Raw genomic sequence first — 21,349 nt, forward strand, 5'->3', positions numbered from 1 at the left:
CTTTCCTCATTTGAATAATATAGAGATGTAGTCTCTCAACGTTTGTCTTAATGAACTAAACCTAAATCGTTTGAATGAAAGAATGTCCACCTACTCCAATGAGCAGGTGGAACCTGTGCAAACATAGATTATAAACGGATAGAGATCGTACTGAATTGATATGGTTTTAACGTTTCTAATTCTTCTGCTTTTGTTGATTCATCCAGCATAACAAATTGACCATTTTTCACGAGTTCGTCTTCAATCGTAGACGTTTTATGAACATACGGATTAAATACTCGTACAACGAGTTCATTTGTTTCTTCCGCTTTTTTAATGGTGCTTATAACCGAATCCATGTTTTCGTAATTCAGTAGATTATAAGACAATTCATTGCTTTTCTCTTCATCACGATACACATAAATCATTCGACCATTTAAGAAATCAGAGAATTGATAGCACGTTATTGGTGATAAATGTTCTTTTGCTGTTTTAGCAATATCAGCTTCATCAAACGTTGTGTTATTTTTGACACTGTATGCAAAGGTTGCCCTTACTTTACCCAATAACTGCGCATCTGGTGTTTCAACAATGCTCTCTCCAGAAGCTCTGCCTGGACGATACAGCAAGTCTGTTTTCCCCATATGGCTAAACGTTCTAAATAAGGTTAATTGAATCGTATCGTATGACTCTCCTACGATTTCGTATTCCCTTACCCCTTCTGTAAAGACAGTCGCGACACTAGATTGATCATGTAAAGAAACAAAGCTTTGCATTGGTTCGATCGAAATAGGTGCTTCCGCCCAATTCTCTTCCTCCCAGACTTCCATCTCTGGTAAATAAACCGGCCTAGTAACTGTTCCAAATAACTGATCAGCCGTTGAGAATTTACTTGCGATCTCTGTATTAAACTGTACACATAAACGGTGACTCAACACTTGATTATCTACCTCGACCTCAAAACGAATCAGCTCTTCACTTTTTCTAAGTGCAACCATTGTTTTAAGAACAAAATCACGATCAGCCGTCTGATTTGCACGACCTTCTAGATCATAAGGAACCTTCATTTTTAAAGTAAACTCAATATGCTCTTCTACTTCAGACGTGAAGTAATTAACACTTATTAATTCTGAATCAGTAGAATATGATACTAAGTCTTGTCTTGGTGGAGAATAATTATACGAGTCTCCATCATCGCCATTTTCAACAAAGATCATTTGGTTTGTGTATTCTTTTGAAGACTGTTTGTCTACAATGGTTAACGTGTTATTTTCTGCTAGCTTCACTTTAAAGTATTCATTTTCAATTTCTGTTTTAGGTGATTCTTTAATCATTTTATTTGCTTCTTCATCATTTAGTTCAAGGTAAAAGCTATCATAGCCAAAGCCATTTACATTTGTTACATGTAATAGAATTTCAGCCAAGTAAACTTTTTTTGGTGCATAGATATCTTTACTCGGATTCAATTTAATTGTTTGATTTAGAACATAGTCTGTTAATTCTACCTTATTTGTGATCGCATAAGGAATGTTGTTTCCATTATAGTCTTTAACCGTAAAGTTTTCCTCTGGAATATACAGAGCTACTTTTACCACTCCTGTACGGCGATAAGGCAGTGGATTAAATAAGGTAAAGTTTAAATCGTGTTGATATGGGATTCTTTCCGCGACTAATCTCATATGGAGATCAAGTAGATTCTTTGCTTTCTCATCTGCTAATTTGTAACGGAATTTAACATCAAGGTTTGTTGTATCACTATTACAACCACCAATGCTATCATGAGCCGCATTTTCAAACATTAGCTTCCATATTTCTTCAAGCTCTCTATGCGGATAAGGGTTTCCTAAAGAGAAGCTTATAGACAGAATAGGCTCAAGAACATTAACAAGGAAGTTCTCAATTTCATTGTTTGCTTGCTTCAAGTCTGCTCTGGTTGAGAATATCGACTTGTGTAATCGACTATGCTTGCCTTCTGTTAATTCCCCTTTAATAACGGGTAGATTGTCTACATCCTTCTCTAATTCATCAAAAAACTGCTCTGGGGAGTGAAGGACATACTCTCTACTCTTATCCAATTCATTAAATTTCTCAATGATCTCTGGCAGATTAAGCCTCATTGGTGCTTGATCTAACCCATTAGGGAAATAAACGTTTTTAGTAGAAGCTTTTGCTTCTAGCTTACCAATAAACTCTTCGATATAAGGAAGTGCATCTGCATCATCTTCCGGAATGTTTCCGCCATGATAATATCCAAATGGAATTTGTTCAGCAAGCATTTGGGTACCGTCATCGCCTTCCCATAAAAATTCCGTTTGTTTTAAGCGGTTATCTGCAACCCCTCGCCAGAATAGAAAGCGATCGATACCGAAATTTTTGTAGATTTGCGGCATGTTTCCACCTTGTCCGAATGAATCAGGCACATAACCAATGTTCATGGAATGTCCCAACTCTTTTGCATATTTAGTACCATACAAAAGATTTCTCGTGACTGACTCCTGAGAGATAACCAACTGATCCGTCTGTGTATACCAAGGTCCAGTTAACAATCGCTTCGCTTGAACTAATGCTTCAATTCTCTCTTTATCTTCTGGACGATATTTTAAATAATCCTCAATTAAAGAAGTTTGAGCATCCATTAAGTAATAATTAAAATTTTCGTTGGTTTCCAACGTGTCTAAAACCTCACTCAGATGCTTAACTAAATAGACCGTTGAACGTGACGATGTAAAATACCATTCTCTGTCCCAGTGAGTATGGGGGATAACATGAACCTTTGTTTTTTTCATTATAGTTTAACTCCTTTTTCTTCACCTAAGTTAACGTAGCACCACTTATCAAAAATAGATTCCTGCCTGCATAACTTATCAGCAGGAATCTATTCGATTGTTCGAAGGTTAATCAAATTCAATATTTGGTATCGTTTAATTAATCAAAGTTAATCTCAAGTTCATCCAGCTCGTCTGATTTCTGCTCCGTTTTACTCGCTTTGACAGCCTTTTTTTCATCTCGAAAATCAACTAGTAAATTTGCACCGATTCCGATAATAAGGGAACCAGCAAGAATACCGATTAAGTATGCCCATCCGCTTCCTACAGTGAAGAAGCCGTAAACTCCCCCTACTGGAGGCATAATTTCATGGGCACCTAGTAGGATGGCAATGGCTGCCCCAGAGGCGCCAGCTACTACATTTAATGGAATGAGTTTCAAAGGGTTTTTCAAAGTAAAAGGTATAGCTCCCTCTGTTATTCCGATAATCCCCATAATAAGCGAGCCTTTCCCTGACTCTTTAAGCTCTGGAGAATAATTTCTTTTCTTCAACAAGGTAGCAAGTCCATACCCTAAAGGTGGAATACAAATCGCAATATTGACAATGATGGCTGGTAGATAAATGCCACTCATCAACAGTGCATTTCCTGCCATCCAAGCTGCTTTGTTAACCGGTCCACCCATATCAAAAGCAATCATGGCTCCTAAAACTAACGCTAAAACAACATTATTCACATTATTTTGGGTCATCGCCGTGATCCATTCTAATAATGAGGTATTAACCCAACCTAAAGGTCCTCCAAGAACTAAGGCCATTAAGATACCTGTAGCTCCAACCGTAATTAAAGGTAAAATAATAAGCGGGACTGCAGTAGCAAGTGAACCAGTAATCACAATTTTCTTCTTCACCCAATTTGTTACCCAACCTGCGAAGAAACCAGCAACAACGGCACCAATAAAACCAGCATTTGTGGAAGTCGCTAAAGCGCCACCAACAAGAGCAGCTGCGAGCGCCGGCCTACCTGCTATGGAAAAAGCAATAAATGCAGCAAGCACTAAATTCAATAGCCCTATGGCTGTCCAACCTACCTGCTCAAATAAGTAAACATAATGTAAAAAGCCACCTGTATCAGCAAATTCACCTAAATCAGTATAACCCGCAATAAAAGCAATAATTTTTGATACTGCAACTACCAAAGATCCAGCAATAATTACTGGTAGAATATAGGAAATACCTGTCATTAAATGTGTTTTAAATTCTGCGGCTTTTGATCTCATCTTCTATTCCTCCATTTAGCCTAGGACTGCTTTCTTTTCTCTAAAGCTTGAACAATTTTTTCAATAACGGCTTCTCCATTAGAAACAGCTTGCCCTAGTTTTACTCTTACAACTGGCTTTCCTTTAAAACGTTCTTCCCCTTCAATAGCCTTATCTGCAGCAATAATGACTGCATCCGCTTCTTGAATATCTTCTTCTGTTACTTCGTTAACAAGACCTAACGCTCCCTGTTGCTCCATCTTTACTGAATGGCCTAGCTTTACTCCGGCTTTTTCTAATGCTTTTGCTGCCATTGGCGTGTGAGCCAAACCAGCAATACAAGCAGTTACCCCTACAAAGTTCATTTTCACACGACCTCCTTTTCAACACTTTTTAATAAATTTAGGACATCTTCTTTGATTTCAATTTTAGATAAGCTTTCTTGGAACTCTTCTTCCATTAAGTTACCTGCTAAAGCTGATAGAATTTGAAGATGTCTCGTTCCTGCCTCTTCCGTGGGGACAAGTATGGCAAATACAAATCGGACTTTAAAATGGTCCGGTGAATTCCAATCAATTTTTTCATTCATTTTCAGAAAGAATAACGCTGCATTGTTAACCGTTGTGCTTTTCGCATGTGGAATGGCAATACCTTCTTGAAAAGCCGTAGAGTATGTATTTTCTCTACTAATCAAATCTTGTACTAATTTCTCTTTATTTTGGATAACACCTAATTCCTCTGCCTTTGAGGAAATGAAATCTAAGACATCATCTCGATTGCTTAATGTAACATCTAAAAATATCTGGTCTTCTTGTAACAGCAATCAATATCTCCCCTTTCGTTTGTTATCGCTTACAATAGTAAGTATAGAACCTATTCGTGGATTGCTTAATACAGACTTTGACCAATTAACTTGGAAGAAAGTGAACTACCACACTGAGCTGAGGTGCTAGATCCACTTTCTCACTCTTACGCGCCCTGTATGGACGAATATTAAGTAAAGGACATATCTTGGTTCATTACAATCTAAGTACATGTATTTAGGGATTCTACTGCTTTTAAAGCTATGACTGTTCATGTTAAATGTGTTAGTTGGTTTGATGGATAAAGCAAAAAAAGAACGCTACCCTTAAGGAGCGTCCTTTTCATTTACGCTTAAATCGTCGATCTAGTCGTGATAGATGTTTACTTGATTTCACCTTCCGTCTTACAAAAAGGCTCTCATCCTCTCTGCTACTTAATGAAAATTCCATGCGTAAAACATCCACGTTTACTTTAGAAAAACTTTATTGTCATGAGATATATTTTAACTATGCATTTTATATAAAATCTTAAGGGGAAGTCTGATGAGTACTTATAAAACACTATCACTAATCTGTTTCATTATTTCTATTTTACTTTGGATTCCTAATGTAATCTTTCAAATTTCTTTGCAGCTAAAGGACATTCTAATTAAAGCACAGTGCCATCCTTCAATTACCTGTAACGTTTGTGTAACGCCTATTAATGTATATTAATTACAATTAATCCATTAATAAAAGGTGTGATCTTATTGCCTATTCAAGTATATGATAACGCTCTCTTAGGTCAAGCTAAGGACTCCAAGTGGATCTACTATTTGATTGAAGACTTATCTAAACAAGGTATACTTCCAACCGTTCCAACTTTGTGTCATCTTACTAAATCATCTAGGAAAGATGTTTTTGGTGAACTCGATTCTCTTTTTAATCAAGGAAAAATCGAATGGTTAAATGAGCATACAGTAATCAGCGTACCGAAGCCTAAGTGGTACATTAACTATCTCAACTCAAATGACCTTTGAAGTACATTGCTGACCAATACATATACATCATCGAAACAGCTCCGAAATAGGGACATACTTTCTTTATTGTTTTAGACGTTTGGTGAGTTTTCTAAGTATCTTGCTATCGATTGCTTAAGATATGTTGAGAGGATGTATTTAAATCAATCTTCATGAGCCATACTATTTCTTCTAGAATAAGAACTTTAACTTTAGTTACATCGTAAAAGTGAGCAGTCTTATTTCCAATTTTTTAAAGTTATTGGTGACGTATATTCCCTGCAACTAAACTCCTAATAAAATAAAGAGAATATCCTTCTAAAAAGACAAATTATAAAAATAACTTTATAATTTGTCTTTTTTTGTCGAACGACTATTACTTTATACCTCCATCATGTATACTACAAAAGGTTTCAAAATATATAAAAGGGGTTTTAAAGTTATGAAAAAAGTATTTAAGTTTGGCTGTCTTCCTATTATTATTTTAATCGTACTAATTGCTATTATAGCGGCAATAACTGGTGGAGATGATTCAAATTCATCATCAACTACTTCTGAAGCAAATGCCGACGAGTCTAATCAAAATGATTCAGATGAAAGCAATGAAGAAGAATCAACTGAAGATGTTGAAGAAACAGTTAAAATGGGAGAACCACTTGACGTTAATGATATTATTTTCACAGTTTCAGATCTTACAACATCCGATACTATTGGAAATGATTTCATAAATGAAACTGCTAAAGGTGAATTTTTGCTACTAAGCGTTTCTGTAGAAAACACAAGATCAGAAAAATTAACAATGAGTAGCGACTACTTTAAGTTAATTGCTGGTGGAGCAACTTATGAATCAGATGTAACGTATAGTATTTATCTTGAGGACGATTCAATAATTTATGAAGATATTAATCCTGGCCTAACACTAAATGGTGTTGTTCCATTCGATGTTCCACCGGGTTTAGATCTTTCAGACGCAGTAATCCAAGTTCAAACTGGAGTATTTGGTACTGAAACTGGAGAGATTGATATAGCTCAATAAACAATTCAAAAGAGCCAATTAAGGCTCTTTTTTCTGTACATAAAACAAAAAAATGGGGAGTAAAAATGATTGATTCATTTTACTCCCCTCATTTCACATCATCTTAATTAAAGTTCCACGCATAAAACGTCCACTTTTCAACATCGTCAATATAGTACTCCCAAGTGCCAGCATATTCAGTATCGTAAATATAACCATCTTCACCGAAGAAAGCTGTGCTAGGTAAATTTCGTGGAGGTATACAATCCTCAGCAGGACATAAACCACTTTCACCGGTTAAAGGTGCATATCTGAAGTCGTCAGAAGCAGGATTATATGCATGAGGAACACCTGTCTTAGTAGTGGAATCGACTGAGATGCTTGGCACAGAATCAACTCTCAAGAATGCTGACCAAGGATATCCCTTACCATCAATCCATCCATCATCTTTTACAGTGCCCTCAGCTACACTTTCATTTGAATCTTCTTCTTTTGATTCAGTTGAGTCTTCTACTATCTCTGGCTCATCTTGTGCCTCATCAAGAGAAGATTCGTTATCAGTAGAATCTGAATTATCGCTTTCTTCATTATTTATTTCCTCTGACTCTTCATCCTCTTCTACTATTGTCCCATTCTCACTTACTAAATCATCTTCTTTTTCATGTGTTATTTCAGCACTCTCTAATCCCAAGTCTGCAATTATAAAAGCTAAAAGTTCGTCATTCACTTTATCTAAATCTATTTTGTCTATGTCTAAGAATGGATAAGATTTGTATTTAAAGTTGTTACTTACCTCAAAATCCTCATTATAAAGAGTTCCGTAATCAAAGGATGATTCATCTAAACCTTCTGCAGTAACTTCGGTGGGTTCTTCTTCTTTGTCTCCTTGGCTTAATGATAATTGTAAACCTGTACAAGCTGATAAAAGTACAGTACATAATATTAATAAGGAAAAATTGAGTTTTGATAGAGCGGAATTATTCAAAGACCTCTCCCCTTTTCGATTTTGTAGAAGTAATACCAATGTAAATTATACAACATTAATTCTATTTATAACCATATATATTACGAAAAAAGGGCAGAATACAGAATCTAAACTGTATAATCCCCTTAATTTCATTGCATTAATCTTTCCCACGTATTCTGTTCTGTAATACCATCTACCACTAGCCTTTACTACGTTGGAATGCCTTCACAGCACTATCAGTACCGTTTCCAAATACTCCATCAACGGCCAACTTAGCACCATTAATATTCAAAGAAGATTATAGTAATCTAACCCAAAACTCTTGAGTAGACTTTAATCTATGTGTTCGTGCTACAGCCTTACTTTTTTAGCACCAAAGATACCTTCAATACCAACACCATCAAAATACTGATATTCGCTCACAGAAGCATCCTTGGTAAGTTTCTCAGCAAGTCCATCTACATCTAATCGTTTAAAGCTTACTTTAGTTGGATAAGAACGACTATTCAAGAAATCATGCAGTGGGTGCCGGTACTACAGGCGCTGTGATCTGTGTCCCTTCCGTAAATTTATCAGATCCTTAAGCAATAGCATCATTTTGAAAATGTGGCATATCCCAACCCCACATAGCATAACCCCAACTTAATACTGCGTCTTGCATAAGCTTAATAACTCGCTTGTTATGCCGACGCATTGTTCTTAACTCAAAACTGAGCCGTTAGATATACGTCAGATGCAGAAGCGGATCAAGCATTACGCACGGGAATCAGGTGTAGAAAAAGAAGTCGCTAACACGCCCCTGTATGCGCAAATGTAAGCGAAAGAGCATAACCCCCTTAGGCCAATGAAATTCGACAAATCAAGCGCATCCATAAACTTCAAAAAAAAACACAAAAAAAAGAGCACTCCTCAGACCGAGGAATACTCTCTTTAAATACATCAACAGTTAGCTTATCTGCGAAGTTCTTTAATGCGGGCAGCTTTTCCACGTAGGTTACGTAGATAGTAAAGCTTAGCACGACGTACTTTACCGTAACGTTTCACTTCAATCTTATCGATTTTAGGTGAATGTAATGGGAATGTACGCTCAACACCTACACCATAAGAAATTTTACGAGCTGTGAATGTTTCGCTGATTCCGAATCCACGACGTTTGATTACTACGCCTTCAAAAAGCTGGATACGCTCACGAGTTCCCTCAACAACTTTAACGTGAATCGTTAATGTGTCACCAGGACGGAACGATGGAAGATCAGTACGAAGCTGTTCGTTTGTAATTTCTGTAATAATGTTACTCATTGTCGTATTCCCCTCCTTCCAAACAGACGTTCATGTCGGGTCGCCGCAGCGGAACATCTTGATAGTGGGCAAATTGCCACAAGATATATACTAGCATAGATAAAACCATGACACAAGATTGTTTTAAAAGAAATGCCAAGCTTTTTTACCTTACACGTCTTTTTTCCATTCTTTTAGCCAGGTTTGTTGTTGTTTTGTTAGGCTACTTTCATTCAGCAAGTCTGGACGTCTTTCAACTGTTCGTTTCAATGATTGCTTTGCTCGCCATTCTTCTATTTGTTTATGATGACCCGACATTAAAACATCAGGCACATCCATCCCATTATATGAGGCAGGACGAGTGTATTGAGGATGTTCTAGTAAGCCTGTTGAGAACGAATCAGAGATTGCTGACTCTTCATTACCAAGAACTCCAGGAAGCAATCTAGTGACACTATCAGCGACTACCATAGCACCTAGTTCACCACCAGTTAAGACATAATCACCTAGGGAGATTTCATCTGTAACCAAATGGGTTCGAATTCGTTCGTCAAAGCCCTCATAATGCCCGCAGATCAAGATTAGTTGATCTTCTTGTGCCAGCTCTTCTGCTTTTTTTTGATTGTAAGGCTCGCCTTGTGGGCATAACATAACGACTCTTGGTTTCGTATCAGGTTGTTTAATTGCTTGGACTGCATCGAATATTGGCTGCGGGGTTAACACCATTCCTGCGCCACCACCATAGGGATAATCGTCCACTCGATGATGTTTGTTTGTTGAAAACGTTCTAAAATCCGTTACGTGAAAAGAGATCAGGCCTTTTTCAGCAGCTGATTTTAAAATCGAGCTACCAAAGACACCTTGAAACATTTCTGGAAACAGACTCAAAACATCAATTCTCATACATCCAAACCTTCTAGCATGTGTATCGTAATGGTTTTGTTGTTCACATCTACTTCACGAACAACAGACTCGATATACGGGACAAGTAAATCCTTTTGACCTTCTCGTTTAACAACCCAGACGTCATTTGCTCCTGGGCTAAGAATTTCAATAATTCGTCCAATCTTAAGTCCTTCTTCACTGACAACTGTACACCCAATAATTTCGTGATAATAATACTCACCAATTTCAAGCTCTTCTTGCTTATCCGCTGAAACATACAACGTTAGTCCTTTAAACTGTTCAACTAAGTTGATATTTTCATACCCTTCAAAGGTAACTAACTCAAACTGTTTATGACTACGGTGTGTGATTATTTTTAATTCAAGGTAGCTGCCATCCTCTTTACGAATAGCCAGTGTACTGCCCTTAGCAAATCGTTTCTCTGCAAAGTCTGTACTTGATAGAATACGCACTTCTCCACGGACTCCATGAGTATTAACGAGTTTCCCTACCTTATACCAATCCGTCATCAGAACGCCTACTTTCTCGAAATTGTTCAATGGTTCCATCTCGCACAACCATTTCAAGCTCTTGCCCTTGATCTGGCCATGTATCACCAATGTTAAGCTCCACAATCGCTTGTGCGTACCCATCTGCAATCTCTGTACCCATTTCAAGTTTCTGTAGTTGCTGGAGCTTAAACTCAATGCTTTTTCTTTTTTCCGTTCGCTTGTTTATTTCTTGTTCATATCGCTTTCGTACTTGAAATTCCTTTGAAGACGAACCTTTAATGGCTTTTTGAAGTTGAAAGTGTAACTGGTCCATCTCACGTTGAACCTGCTCAATCTCTTCATGTAACCCTTTAGCTAACGTTTCTTTTTTGAGCTCAGTAAACACTTGTTTTATGGCAACGGTTTGCAAAAACTGCATGTCATCACTCTCCCACATTAGACAGGTGTGGCGAATCTCGCCTTAAAAGACATACAAGAAAAGGGAGAGGTTTCCCCCACCCTTTCTTTATTCAACGATATCCAGCTTTACTTTCTTGCCCTGCTTATTAACAGCTGCATACACAACTGAGCGCAGAGCTTTTGCTGTTCGTCCGTTTTTACCAATGATCTTTCCCATATCGTCCGGATGAACCGTTAATCGTAAATAAACTGTCTGATCTTCTTGATGCTCTTCAACCTTTACAGATTCCGGATCATCAACAAGTGATTGAGCTATATGTTCAACTAACGCTTTCATCACAGATCACCTCTAGAGAAATTACTTTTGGTTTTTAGCGTTATGAAGCTTTTCCATTAAACCTTCTTTAGAGAAAAGGTTACGAACTGTGTCAGAAGGTTTTGCACCTTTTAACATCCATTCAAGTGCTTTGTCTTCTTTAACAGAAAACTGAGCAGGTTGAGCAATTGGATTATACGTTCCAATTTCCTCAATGAAACGTCCGTCACGTGGAGCACGGGAATCTGCTACTACTACACGGTAGACAGGAGCTTTCTTTGAACCAATACGTTTAAGTCGAATTTTAACAGCCATTGCGCTGTACACCTCCAAGATTATTTACACAATTTAGTATAATATCATCAATTCCACTCTCATACAAGACTTTCTTTTATGAGGAGAATAGATTTTCATTTAAAATGGGAGCTTAAAGCCACCCATACCTTTGCCACGCTTGCGGCCTTTTCCACTTTGCATGCCCGTCATCTGCTTCATCATTTTTTTCATATCTTCAAACTGCTTTAACAGACGATTTACATCTTGAATCGTTGTTCCGCTACCTTTTGCAATACGGCGGCGGCGACTACCATTTAAGATGGACGGATCTTGTTTTTCCTTTTTGGTCATAGAGCGAACAATCGCTTCTACCCGACCAATTTGTTTTTCATCTACTTGTAGGTCTTTCATGCCTTTATTTTTTTTCATGCCAGGCATCATACCAAGTAGATCTTCGAGTGGCCCCATACTGCGGACCTGCTCAAGCTGTTCTAGAAAGTCGTCAAACGAAAAATCAGCTGTACGCATTTTTTTCTCAAGCTCACGCGCTTTTGCTTCATCTACATTCGTTTGAGCTTTTTCAATCAGCGTTAGCACATCACCCATTCCAAGAATACGTGAGGCCATACGATCAGGGTAAAAAGGCTCAAGTTGATCTACTTTTTCACCAATACCTGCAAATTTAATTGGTGTATTGGTTACAGCTTTAACTGAAATAGCCGCCCCACCACGTGTGTCTCCATCCAACTTGGATAAGATTACACCGCTTAATCCTAGCTGATCGTTAAACGTTTCAGCTACATTGACAGCGTCCTGACCCGTCATAGCATCAATCACAAGCAAGATTTCATCAGGTTCAACAGTTTCCTTGATTTGACTCAATTCACCCATTAACTCTTGATCCACATGTAATCGACCAGCGGTATCAATCAAGACGTAGTCATGATGATCTTCCTTCGCTTTGGCAATAGCTTGCTTTGCAATCTCAACTGGACTGACTTGATCTCCAAGTGAGAAAACAGGCATATCTATTTGCTTACCTAACGTCTCTAACTGCTTAATCGCAGCAGGGCGATAGATATCCGCCGCAACAAGCAACGGCATACGATTATGCTTTTTGCGAAGATAATTTGCAAGCTTGGCTGAAGCCGTTGTTTTACCAGCCCCCTGTAAACCGACCATCATAATAACGGTTGGAGATTTAGAGGAAACGGCTAGTTTGCTTTGCTCACCACCCATTAAAGCGGTCAGCTCTTCGTTTACAACTTTTATGACTTGTTGACCCGGGGTTAGACTTTTCATAACCTCTTGGCCAAGTGCCTTTTCTTTCACATCAGCAATAAATTGTTTAACGACTTTAAAGTTCACATCGGCTTCCAGTAGTGCAAGCCTGACTTCGCGCATCATTTCTTTAATGTCCTGCTCACTGACCTTACCTTTGCCACGAATCTTTGTCAGTGTACCCTGGAGCCGCTCAGCTAAGCCTTCAAATGCCATATTACCGCCTCCTAGTCCAGTTTCTCAATAGATTCTATTAGATTCTGCATCTCTTCAGGAGTCGCGTTCTGTTGAATAGCTGTTTTCGTCTGAGTTAGCAGGCTTGTTCGCTTTTCAAACTTATCTAAAAGCATTAACTTGTTTTCATACTCTTCAAGCATCGCTTCTGTACGTTTGATGTTGTCGTACACGGCCTGACGGCTAACTTCAAACTGCTCGGCAATTTCACCTAGGGAAAAATCATCTAAATAATACTGGGACATATATTCGCGCTGCTTCAGAGTGAGCAGGGAATGATAGAAATCAAACAAATAGTTCATTCTGAGCGTTTTATCTAGCACGAAGCTTCACCCCTTGTTAAGTGATTCCCCTTTACGAGAGTTTATATTACAGCAGACGAACTCCTGTGTCAAGTTTTTTTCTTAACAACTATACTCAGCTAGGATGCACGTCTTCGGGAGAATCTAGCACATCCTTAAACAGTCCATATACAAACTGATCAGCCAAGAATGGTTGTAAATCATCCTTCTGTTCTCCAAGCCCAACAAACTTAACTGGAATGTCTAGCTCACGCTTAATGGCCATGATAATACCACCCTTAGCGGTTCCATCAAGCTTCGTTAATACAATACCTGTCACATCGGTTGATTTGCCAAACGTTTTAGCTTGCACCATTGCATTCTGACCAGTCGTGCCATCCAGCACGAGTAACACTTCATGTGGAGCCCCCGGTACTTCACGTTCAATGACACGTTTGACCTTTTCAAGTTCATTCATGAGATTCACTTTATTCTGCAGTCTTCCTGCCGTGTCACAAAGTAGCACGTCGGCACCACGTGATTTCGCTGCCTGAATAGCATCATACATAACAGCTGCTGGGTCTGAACCTGCTTGTTGCTTAATCACATCAGCTCCAACACGTTCGCCCCACACTTCAAGTTGATCAATGGCTCCCGCACGGAACGTGTCTCCTGCAGCCAGCATCACCTTTTTACCCTCTTGGGTTAAATAATGCGCCATTTTTCCGATAGACGTTGTTTTGCCTACACCATTCACTCCAACAACTAACACTACTGTTAAGCCATCCGTCTGCAGATTTAATTGTTGAGCTTCCTTTCCTTCATCAAGCATGCCAGCAAGAATTTCAGAAATAACAGGCTGAACATCTTTCGTATCCTTAAGGTTACGAAGTCTTACCTCATCCTTAAGCTGATCAATCAGTTCCATTACTGTTGAAACACCAACGTCTGAGCTAATTAACAGTTCCTCTAGCTCTTCAAAAAAGTCTTCGTCCACTTTTCGATACTTATATACCAGTTCATTCATGCGGCCTGCAAAGGATTCTCTTGTTTTTTCCAGACCACTTTTAAATTTGTCTGTTACTTCATTTGTTTGGTTGGAAATCTTATCTTTTAATTTCTGAAAAAAACTCATACTCATTCCTCCTAGCTTTCAATTAATTCTTTTGTCTCTTCCAACTTAACCGAAACTAGCCTAGACACGCCAGATTCTTGCATGGTTACGCCATATAATACATCTGCTTCTTCCATTGTCCCACTGCGATGAGTAATGACAATAAACTGTGTTGCTTCGGAAAAATCTTTTAGATATTGAGCAAATCGACTAACGTTTGCTTCATCTAAGGCTGCCTCTACTTCATCCAGTACACAAAACGGTACAGGGCGAACCTTCAGAATAGAGAATAATAACGCTATGGCTGTCAACGCGCGTTCACCACCGGATAACAAAGCTAAGTGTTGAAGCTTTTTCCCTGGTGGACGTGCCATAATATCCACTCCTGTTGAGAGTGTGTTGGCTGGGTTCGTTAAAACTAAGTCCGCTTCTCCACCGCCAAATAACTTCCGGTATACCTCTTGAAAATGACCTCGAACCTGATTAAACGTTGATTCAAATCGTTTGGTCATCTCCTCATCCATCTCGGCAATTACTTGATGAAGTGTTTCTTTTGCTTCTTGTAAGTCTTGTTGCTGTTCTAGCAAGAAGGAGTATCTTTCATTAACACGTTCGAATTCTTCAATTGAGCCGATATTTACTGGACCCAATTCTTCAATGGTCAGTTTGACTAACTTTAATCTTGTTTTGGCATCATCAAGCGTTCCAGTTAAAGGATATTGCTTTGTAGCTGCTTCAAAGGACAATTCATATTCAACTCTAAGCTTCTCTAAACGGTGCTCTAAGTCAACATCTAAACGGTTCATTCTGACGTCGTGATGCTTATATTCATCATGAACCAATGCATAGTGACTCTGGTCCTGTTTAAGAGACTGCTCAAGTTCAGCATATTGCCCATCTAATAAAGTACGTTTCTCTTCCAACTGCTTTAAGTTTATCTGCGCCTGTTCTTTCTCATGCCTAAAGTGAGCAATTTGAGCCGTCAGCTGTTCTTCTCCATTAGAACCTTCATCCATTGTAGACGTGAGAAGTTCATATTCATCACGTAAGTTTTGCACATCGTTTTGTGAGTCATTCACTTGTTGCTTCGTTCGATCTAATTGCTCACTAACATGCTTCACTCTTTGTTTGGACTCCGCCTCTGAAATTCGAATACTCACTAATTGCTCCTGAAGCGACTCTTTGGAATGTTGCTGCTTTTTTAATTGTTCCTCAAGCTTTTCAATTTCACTCTTCCAATCTTCCTGTTTCTGATTGGCTAATGACAGAGATTCAGACAATTGTTCTAATCTAGCATTCATTGTCTGCTGTTCTTTTTCGGCAGCAGCTTCCTCACGGTCCATGCGCACGTATTGCTGCTCCACATTCACAGATGTTAATTCAAGCTCTCTAACCCTAGAGTGTTTTTCCTGCCACTCAGAGCGTTGAAGCTGAATCGTTTGCTGTACGTCTTTTAACTCACGACTAAGCTCTGTTCGTTTGTTCTTTTTGTCTTGAATACTTTGTTCAAGCTGATAGACGCTTTTATCCAGTTTTTCGGTTTGGGCGGTTAATTCATCCAATTCGCGCTTTCGGCCAACAAGAGAGGATTGCTTCTGTTTCACACTTCCCCCTGTCATAGAGCCACCAGGATTCACCACATCCCCATCTAAAGTAACCATTCGAAAACGGTGTCCAGTTCGAGCAGCAAGTCTGTTTGCTCCTTGAAGATCTTTAGCGATGACGATATGACCAAGCAAATTAGTAAGGGCATTCTCATACGTTTTGTCATAAGTAATCAAATCAGCTGCTACACCAACAAACTGCTCATCATTTGTTAAAAGTTGCAACTGTGCCGGAGGAATCGTCCGCGGCTTTATGACAGTCAGAGGCAGAAATGTTGCTCGCCCAAGTCGTCTCTGTTTAAGAAAATGAATTGCATCTCGTGCATGTTGCTCATTATGAACAACAATATGTTGAGCGGCTGCCCCCAAAGCCGTTTCAATGGCCAATTCATGTTGTTTGTCAGTTCGAATAAGCTCTGCTACAGCTCCAGCTATACCTGAGAGAGTGGTTTCTCTCGCTTTAAGAATTTCCTTGACTCCCTGATAAAAACCTGAGAAGTCAGATTCCATTTCACGAACAACTTCACTTCTCGATTTTGTTTTTTGCAGGATTCGATACGCTTCATACAACTTGGATTCACTTTGTTGGTATTCATCTTCAAGCTTTGTTCGAGCAGCAAGTAAGTCCTTTTCTTTTTGTTCACATTGATCTAGCTTTTCCTTTATCACTCTTGCTTGCTGTTCAGCCTCTTTTAATTGTGAGACCACTTGATCACGTTGAGTCATCGATTGTTTATTTTCTTGCAAAATCCGGTCTCGTTTATGTTTTTGCTGGCGCTTCTGTTCATCCAGATACCGCTGTTCATTTCGAATAGATGCTTGTTCATTTAGGACTTCAATGTAATCAGCCTTCAATTGTTCCAGCTTTTCCTGCATCCCAGGACCTGTTCCAGACAGACTGTCTTCTAGAGATCGAAGCTGCGCACGCCACTTAGAAAGTTCAGCTTTTTCTTTTTGGACTTGTGCCTCTAATTCACTCGCTATGCCCGTCAATTCTTCAACTTTATGATCTTTTTCTTCAATTTCTTCTTTTAATTGGTCGATGTTATGCACAGCATTCTTTTTACGTTCTTGAAGAATTCCTTTACGACCTTCTTTTTTCTCTAATTCTTCACTCACATTCAGTCGATGCTCTTGAGCATTCTGTAAAGCTTCCGCCACGGCTTTTGATTCTGTACGACATGTGGCAATGGCTTCTTCAGATTGCTGAATTTTAATGGAGTGCTTCTCTAACAGACTTTTTAGAGATTCTAGCTTCTCTTTGGCTTGAGTCCAGCGTGAATGAAGATCATCTATCTCAGCAGCGGTAATCGTAATATCTTCATTCTTTCGCTTTTTCTCCGCCTCTAAGTATTCCTTCGCAATTGATGCTTGTTCACGCAAAGGCTCAACTTGTGACTCGAGTTCATGCAGAATGTCTTCTACTCGATTCACATTCTCCTGTGTTTCATTTAATCGCTTTTCAGCCTGGATTTTTCTCGTTTTATATTTTAAAACTCCAGCAGCCTCTTCAAAAATCAACCGACGATCTTCGGATTTACTACTTAGTATTTCTTCTATTTTACCTTGGCCAATAATGGAATACGCTTCTCTTCCAAGTCCTGAGTCTAGAAATAACTCCACAATATCTTTTAATCGACATGGCTGTTTGTTTAAAAGATATTCACTATCTCCAGAACGATAGACACGTCTCGTTACACTCACTTCACTAAAGTCGATATTTAAATGTTGGTCTTCATTATCTAGAATTAAACTAACCTCGGCTACATTTACCGATTTACGTGAATCACTTCCCGCGAAAATGATATCCTCCATCTTGGAGCCACGTAATGATTTCGCAGACTGTTCACCCAGCACCCAACGAATGCTGTCCGATATATTACTTTTTCCACTTCCATTTGGCCCAACAACTGCTGTGACACCTGGCACAAATTCGACATTTACTTGTTCTGCAAAGGACTTAAATCCTTTGACTTCCAACCGTTTGAGGAACATCTATTCCCTCCTTGCTCCGAGATCTTTTATAATAGTTTAGCACGTGCAGTCTACCCCACATCACAGTTTACTAAAGGATAAGACAAACCCGGTATGAGTATGATAGGATAAGTTCTATGTAAAGTAAAAAAGGAGGTCCACAATGGACTTAACAGCTAATTCAACTGAAAATATGAACTATATGCTAAAACAAATTGAAACCAAACTACAAACGGTAAATGCAGGAGCATTAAACGCTGAGAAGTTTGATTCATCTAAGTATGATGAGATTCGTGATATTTATGAATGGGTTCAAAAACAAGCATCGGTTTCCGTTAGAGAAATGGAAGCCATTGTTTCAGAACTTGGCCAACTGCGAAAGTCATGACCATGTAAAAAAGGCTGTTGTCAAATCCGACAGCCTTTTTTACATACAGTCAAACGGATTCGTATTACACGTTTCCTACATCAGCTTTCAGCGATACTAATGCCTGTTTTGCTGCTAGCTGTTCTGCTTCCTTCTTGGATCGGCCAATCCCATCCCCGAGGCTTGTTCCGTTTAATTGTACCTCGGAAACAAACTCACGGTCATGAGCAGGACCTCTTTCCTGCACAATAACGTATTGCAACAAACCAAGCCCGTCACGTTGTACAAACTCTTGAAGTTGGCTTTTGAAATCCATTTTATGCGAAAAAGCACCCTCGTTTATCTTTGGATACATCGTTTGACTCAGAAACAGATAGACTGCGTCTAGGCCTTGATCAAGATACAACGCCCCGATAAATCCCTCAAATACATCTGCCAGTAAAGCAGGACGAACACGCCCCCCAGTTACCTCTTCACCTTTCCCTAATAGCACAAGTTTCCCGAAGTTAAGCTCACTCGCAAATCGAGCAAGTGATGGTTCACAAACAATAGACGCACGAAGCTTTGTCATATCGCCTTCACTCATATTTGTGTACTTTTTATAGAGATATTGTGAAACGGCAAGCTCTAGCACAGCATCCCCAAGGAATTCGAGTCGCTCATTATCCGTCGATGCATATAAGCGATGCTCATTCACATAAGATGAATGGGTAAAAGCCTGAATCAACAACTTGCGGTTTTCGAATGTTAATCCGGTGCGGACAAGCAGGTCATCAAATTGACGCTTTTGTTCTTCAGACAAAACAAGACGACGTCCACCGCCCTTTTTGTCATAGTGATTTCTAGATCTACGATATGGTTTTGATTGATGTGACATGTTGACCTCCAACACGGATAGTAAGCTTACACATTAAATTGTATCAAAGTTTTAGCAAAAAGCTATGTAAAAGTTAACAAAAATCATCTGATAATAAACAGCAAATCCCACATGGCAGCGCCACATGGGATTTAAATAATTACTGCTGGCTGTCTATGTAAGTAATGACGTCTCCAACAGTTGCAATTTTTTCTGCTTCTTCATCAGAAATTTCAATGTCAAATTCGTCTTCAAGTTCCATAACCAGTTCCACCACATCTAGTGAATCTGCTCCTAGATCATCTTTAAAAGATGCCTCAGGTTTAACTTGCGCCTCTTCAATATCAAGACGATCGACAACGATTTTTGTTACACGTGAAAGTGTATCTGCCATATTCATTCACCTCCTCTCAAGAAAGCTTGGTTTGCTTAGCTAGATGAATTCTAACGGCAATTGTTGGTGCTGTCAAGATGCACTTTGACATACCAGCTGTTTTACGGCATAACTAACCCGCCATCGACATGTAACGTCTGTCCAGTCATATAGTCTGCGTCACTACTTGCCAAAAATCTTACAACGGATGCCACTTGTTTGGCTGAGCCAAATGAACCAAGAGGTATTTGAGTCAGATACTGATCCTTCACTTCTTCAGTTAGCACTTCCGTCATATCACTTTCAATGAATCCTGGCGCAATAGCATTGACGTGTATATTTCGATTAGCAAGTTCTTTTGCCATTGATTTTGTTAAACCAATCACTCCAGCTTTGGCAGCCACATAGTTTGCCTGCCCAGGGTTACCCATAACGGCAACTACTGAGGAAACGTTGATGATTCGTCCATAACGCTGTTTCATCATTTGTCGAGCGACTGTTTTGGCACAGTTAAAGACACCTTTTAAATTGGTGTTTATTACGGCATCCCAGTCATCTTCTTTCATTCGAATTAATAGATTATCACGTGTGATACCCGCGTTATTCACTAGGATATCAACTCGTCCAAATGCTTCAATTGTTTGTTTGATTAAAGACTTTACTTCATCAGCATCTGCAACGTCGGCCTGAACAGCCAATGCGTCTCCACCGATGTCTTTAATATCTTGAACCACTTGTTCTGCTCGTTGTTGGCTACCGGCATAATTCACAACGACCTTGGCCCCTTTTTCAGCCAATTCCATAGCAATTGCTTGCCCTAGCCCTCTAGAAGCTCCTGTTACAATCGCCACTTGATTCTGTAACATTATTCTGCCCCCTCTTTCATTTTCTTAACAACTTCGGTTACACTCTCACGATCGGAAACAGCAAAAGCCGAAACATTTCGGTTAATCTTCCGCATTAATCCAGTTAATACATTGCCTGAACCAATTTCGATAAACGTATCAACACCAAGATCAATAAGACGGTTGATTGTCTCTTCCCATCTTACAGAGGAATAGACCTGTTCCACCAATTGTTGACGAATCACTTCTCCATCAGTTGTTTCAGTTGCTGATACATTTGCAATAACCGGTACACTACTATCTTCAATCGTTTGATCGTGAAGTAATGCTGCTAGCTTTTCAGCGGCTGGCTTCATTAGACTAGAATGAAAGGGACCACTAACCTGAAGTGGAAGAACCCGTTTAGCTCCTGCATCCTTCGCCAGAGCTCCTGCCATCTCTACACCTTTAGCCGTACCTGAAATCACAATCTGTCCAGGACAGTTCAAATTCGCCAGCTCAGCTACTTCTCCAGACTCTGCAACACGTGTTTGAATCTCGCGTAGGCTATTTGCATCAAGTCCAAGTACGGCAGCCATCGATCCTTCACCAAATGGGACAGCTTCCTCCATAAATAAACCTCGGCTCCGCACAGAACGCAAAGCGGTTTCGTAGGACATCGCACCTGCCGCAGCTAACGCACTGTATTCGCCAAGACTATGACCTGCCACATAATCTGGTTCGACCCCTGCTTCTTTCACTAGTTCAAGTACAGCTAAACTCATTGTAACTAAAGCGGGCTGTGTGTTTTCTGTCCGTCTAAGAACTTCGTCCGGACCTTCTTTCATGACTGCAGATAAAGAAAATTCTAGCGTCTGATCTGCAAGTTCAAATACTTGACGACATGAAGGTTCCGATTCGATCAAATCGGCTCCCATACCTACCTTTTGAGAACCTTGTCCCGGAAATAAAAAAGCCACTTTTCCCATA

General features: G+C 39.4%; 24 protein-coding genes. 3 read left to right on the top strand and 21 right to left on the bottom strand.

Annotated elements, in window-relative coordinates:
- Positions 1-128 precede the first annotated feature (128 nt).
- From mngB to J2S05_RS05760, 4 genes are all read right to left on the bottom strand, one after another.
- On the bottom strand, positions 129-2,765 hold the full coding sequence (mngB, locus tag J2S05_RS05745) for a mannosylglycerate hydrolase (RefSeq protein WP_306980720.1): 2,637 nt from the start codon (positions 2,763-2,765) through the stop codon (positions 129-131).
- Positions 2,766-2,904: 139 nt separating this feature from the next.
- Positions 2,905-4,023: a PTS fructose transporter subunit IIC gene (locus J2S05_RS05750; RefSeq protein WP_306980722.1), complete on the bottom strand. Its 1,119-nt coding sequence runs from the start codon at positions 4,021-4,023 to the stop codon at positions 2,905-2,907.
- 20 nt (positions 4,024-4,043) lie between these two features.
- Entirely contained in the window at positions 4,044-4,367 is a 324-nt protein-coding gene (locus J2S05_RS05755; protein WP_306980724.1) for a PTS fructose transporter subunit IIB, read from the bottom strand.
- Positions 4,368-4,369: 2 nt separating this feature from the next.
- Positions 4,370-4,825: a PTS sugar transporter subunit IIA gene (locus tag J2S05_RS05760; protein WP_306980727.1), complete on the bottom strand. Its 456-nt coding sequence runs from the start codon at positions 4,823-4,825 to the stop codon at positions 4,370-4,372.
- A gap of 729 nt (positions 4,826-5,554) precedes the next feature.
- On the opposite strand from J2S05_RS05760, the gene J2S05_RS05765 reads away from it, so the two are divergent.
- Together J2S05_RS05765 and J2S05_RS05770 are read left to right on the top strand one after the other, a co-directional pair.
- A complete protein-coding gene (locus J2S05_RS05765; RefSeq protein ID WP_306980730.1) occupies positions 5,555-5,824 on the top strand; it encodes a hypothetical protein in 270 nt (89 codons plus the stop codon).
- A gap of 421 nt (positions 5,825-6,245) precedes the next feature.
- The gene (locus tag J2S05_RS05770) at positions 6,246-6,839 is read left to right on the top strand and encodes a DUF4352 domain-containing protein (RefSeq protein ID WP_306980732.1); all 594 of its coding nucleotides are present in this window, start codon (positions 6,246-6,248) and stop codon (positions 6,837-6,839) included.
- Positions 6,840-6,942: 103 nt separating this feature from the next.
- On the opposite strand, the gene J2S05_RS05775 is transcribed toward J2S05_RS05770, so the two are convergent.
- The 13 genes from J2S05_RS05775 to smc form a co-directional block, all read right to left on the bottom strand.
- A complete protein-coding gene (locus J2S05_RS05775) occupies positions 6,943-7,803 on the bottom strand; it encodes a hypothetical protein (protein WP_306980734.1) in 861 nt (286 codons plus the stop codon).
- A gap of 181 nt (positions 7,804-7,984) precedes the next feature.
- Positions 7,985-8,077, bottom strand: coding sequence for a peptidoglycan-binding domain-containing protein (locus tag J2S05_RS20475; protein ID WP_370873604.1), 93 nt, complete (start codon positions 8,075-8,077; stop codon positions 7,985-7,987).
- Between the two features lie 59 nt (positions 8,078-8,136).
- Positions 8,137-8,295 (bottom strand): hypothetical protein, encoded by a 159-nt coding sequence (locus J2S05_RS05780; protein ID WP_306980736.1) that lies wholly within the window; start codon positions 8,293-8,295, stop codon positions 8,137-8,139.
- Between the two features lie 441 nt (positions 8,296-8,736).
- Positions 8,737-9,084 (bottom strand): 50S ribosomal protein L19, encoded by a 348-nt coding sequence (gene rplS, locus J2S05_RS05785; protein ID WP_306980738.1) that lies wholly within the window; start codon positions 9,082-9,084, stop codon positions 8,737-8,739.
- Between the two features lie 150 nt (positions 9,085-9,234).
- Positions 9,235-9,966 (bottom strand): tRNA (guanosine(37)-N1)-methyltransferase TrmD, encoded by a 732-nt coding sequence (gene trmD / locus J2S05_RS05790; protein ID WP_306980740.1) that lies wholly within the window; start codon positions 9,964-9,966, stop codon positions 9,235-9,237.
- Entirely contained in the window at positions 9,963-10,478 is a 516-nt protein-coding gene (gene rimM / locus J2S05_RS05795) for a ribosome maturation factor RimM (RefSeq protein WP_306980743.1), read from the bottom strand. Before rimM ends, trmD begins: the two co-directional genes overlap by 4 nt.
- The gene (locus J2S05_RS05800; RefSeq protein WP_306980745.1) at positions 10,462-10,878 is read right to left on the bottom strand and encodes a YlqD family protein; all 417 of its coding nucleotides are present in this window, start codon (positions 10,876-10,878) and stop codon (positions 10,462-10,464) included. Before J2S05_RS05800 ends, rimM begins: the two co-directional genes overlap by 17 nt.
- An 87-nt stretch (positions 10,879-10,965) precedes the next feature.
- Positions 10,966-11,196, bottom strand: a complete 231-nt coding sequence (locus tag J2S05_RS05805; protein WP_306980747.1) for a KH domain-containing protein — start codon at positions 11,194-11,196, stop codon at positions 10,966-10,968.
- A gap of 21 nt (positions 11,197-11,217) precedes the next feature.
- Positions 11,218-11,490 carry a 30S ribosomal protein S16 gene (gene rpsP / locus J2S05_RS05810; protein WP_306980748.1) on the bottom strand — a complete coding sequence of 91 codons (273 nt, stop codon included), beginning with the start codon at positions 11,488-11,490 and terminating at the stop codon, positions 11,218-11,220.
- Between the two features lie 99 nt (positions 11,491-11,589).
- Entirely contained in the window at positions 11,590-12,948 is a 1,359-nt protein-coding gene (ffh, locus tag J2S05_RS05815; RefSeq protein WP_306980751.1) for a signal recognition particle protein, read from the bottom strand.
- Between the two features lie 11 nt (positions 12,949-12,959).
- A complete protein-coding gene (locus tag J2S05_RS05820) occupies positions 12,960-13,289 on the bottom strand; it encodes a putative DNA-binding protein (protein ID WP_306980753.1) in 330 nt (109 codons plus the stop codon).
- Positions 13,290-13,383: 94 nt separating this feature from the next.
- A complete protein-coding gene (gene ftsY / locus J2S05_RS05825) occupies positions 13,384-14,382 on the bottom strand; it encodes a signal recognition particle-docking protein FtsY (protein WP_306980757.1) in 999 nt (332 codons plus the stop codon).
- 11 nt (positions 14,383-14,393) lie between these two features.
- A complete protein-coding gene (smc, locus tag J2S05_RS05830; protein ID WP_306980760.1) occupies positions 14,394-17,960 on the bottom strand; it encodes a chromosome segregation protein SMC in 3,567 nt (1,188 codons plus the stop codon).
- Between the two features lie 142 nt (positions 17,961-18,102).
- On the opposite strand from smc, the gene J2S05_RS05835 reads away from it, so the two are divergent.
- Complete coding sequence (locus J2S05_RS05835; RefSeq protein WP_306980762.1) at positions 18,103-18,327, top strand: DUF1128 domain-containing protein; 225 nt, start codon at positions 18,103-18,105, stop codon at positions 18,325-18,327.
- 64 nt (positions 18,328-18,391) lie between these two features.
- Here the strand turns inward: J2S05_RS05835 and rnc are convergent, their stop codons facing one another.
- The 4 genes from rnc to fabD form a co-directional block, all read right to left on the bottom strand.
- Positions 18,392-19,183, bottom strand: a complete 792-nt coding sequence (gene rnc, locus J2S05_RS05840; protein WP_306980764.1) for a ribonuclease III — start codon at positions 19,181-19,183, stop codon at positions 18,392-18,394.
- A gap of 139 nt (positions 19,184-19,322) precedes the next feature.
- Positions 19,323-19,556 (bottom strand): acyl carrier protein, encoded by a 234-nt coding sequence (acpP, locus tag J2S05_RS05845; protein ID WP_306980765.1) that lies wholly within the window; start codon positions 19,554-19,556, stop codon positions 19,323-19,325.
- Between the two features lie 101 nt (positions 19,557-19,657).
- Positions 19,658-20,401, bottom strand: a complete 744-nt coding sequence (gene fabG / locus J2S05_RS05850) for a 3-oxoacyl-[acyl-carrier-protein] reductase (protein ID WP_306980767.1) — start codon at positions 20,399-20,401, stop codon at positions 19,658-19,660.
- A complete protein-coding gene (gene fabD / locus J2S05_RS05855) occupies positions 20,401-21,348 on the bottom strand; it encodes an ACP S-malonyltransferase (protein ID WP_306980769.1) in 948 nt (315 codons plus the stop codon). The genes fabG and fabD overlap by 1 nt, the downstream gene beginning before the upstream one ends.
- Between the last annotated feature and the right edge of the window lies 1 nt (position 21,349).

This window comes from Alkalicoccobacillus murimartini, assembly GCF_030813245.1.
GTDB classification, from domain to species: domain Bacteria; phylum Bacillota; class Bacilli; order Bacillales; family Bacillaceae_D; genus Alkalicoccobacillus; species Alkalicoccobacillus murimartini.

Bases quoted from the DNA above. Each gene is read 5' to 3' on its own strand.
- ffh (WP_306980751.1), bottom strand. From the start codon at position 12,948: ATGGCATTTGAAGGCTTAGCTGAGCGGCTCCAGGGTACACTGACAAAG.
- J2S05_RS05800 (WP_306980745.1), bottom strand. From the start codon at position 10,878: ATGCAGTTTTTGCAAACCGTTGCCATAAAACAAGTGTTTACTGAGCTC.
- rpsP (WP_306980748.1), bottom strand. From the start codon at position 11,490: ATGGCTGTTAAAATTCGACTTAAACGTATTGGTTCAAAGAAAGCTCCT.
- acpP (WP_306980765.1), bottom strand. From the start codon at position 19,556: ATGGCAGATACACTTTCACGTGTAACAAAAATCGTTGTCGATCGTCTT.
- rplS (WP_306980738.1), bottom strand. From the start codon at position 9,084: ATGAGTAACATTATTACAGAAATTACAAACGAACAGCTTCGTACTGAT.
- J2S05_RS05750 (WP_306980722.1), bottom strand. From the start codon at position 4,023: ATGAGATCAAAAGCCGCAGAATTTAAAACACATTTAATGACAGGTATT.
- rimM (WP_306980743.1), bottom strand. From the start codon at position 10,478: ATGACGGATTGGTATAAGGTAGGGAAACTCGTTAATACTCATGGAGTC.
- J2S05_RS05755 (WP_306980724.1), bottom strand. From the start codon at position 4,367: ATGAACTTTGTAGGGGTAACTGCTTGTATTGCTGGTTTGGCTCACACG.
- mngB (WP_306980720.1), bottom strand. From the start codon at position 2,765: ATGAAAAAAACAAAGGTTCATGTTATCCCCCATACTCACTGGGACAGA.
- trmD (WP_306980740.1), bottom strand. From the start codon at position 9,966: ATGAGAATTGATGTTTTGAGTCTGTTTCCAGAAATGTTTCAAGGTGTC.
- fabD (WP_306980769.1), bottom strand. From the start codon at position 21,348: ATGGGAAAAGTGGCTTTTTTATTTCCGGGACAAGGTTCTCAAAAGGTA.
- J2S05_RS05835 (WP_306980762.1), top strand. From the start codon at position 18,103: ATGGACTTAACAGCTAATTCAACTGAAAATATGAACTATATGCTAAAA.
- ftsY (WP_306980757.1), bottom strand. From the start codon at position 14,382: ATGAGTTTTTTTCAGAAATTAAAAGATAAGATTTCCAACCAAACAAAT.
- fabG (WP_306980767.1), bottom strand. From the start codon at position 20,401: ATGTTACAGAATCAAGTGGCGATTGTAACAGGAGCTTCTAGAGGGCTA.
- rnc (WP_306980764.1), bottom strand. From the start codon at position 19,183: ATGTCACATCAATCAAAACCATATCGTAGATCTAGAAATCACTATGAC.
- smc (WP_306980760.1), bottom strand. From the start codon at position 17,960: ATGTTCCTCAAACGGTTGGAAGTCAAAGGATTTAAGTCCTTTGCAGAA.
- J2S05_RS05805 (WP_306980747.1), bottom strand. From the start codon at position 11,196: ATGAAAGCGTTAGTTGAACATATAGCTCAATCACTTGTTGATGATCCG.
- J2S05_RS05770 (WP_306980732.1), top strand. From the start codon at position 6,246: ATGAAAAAAGTATTTAAGTTTGGCTGTCTTCCTATTATTATTTTAATC.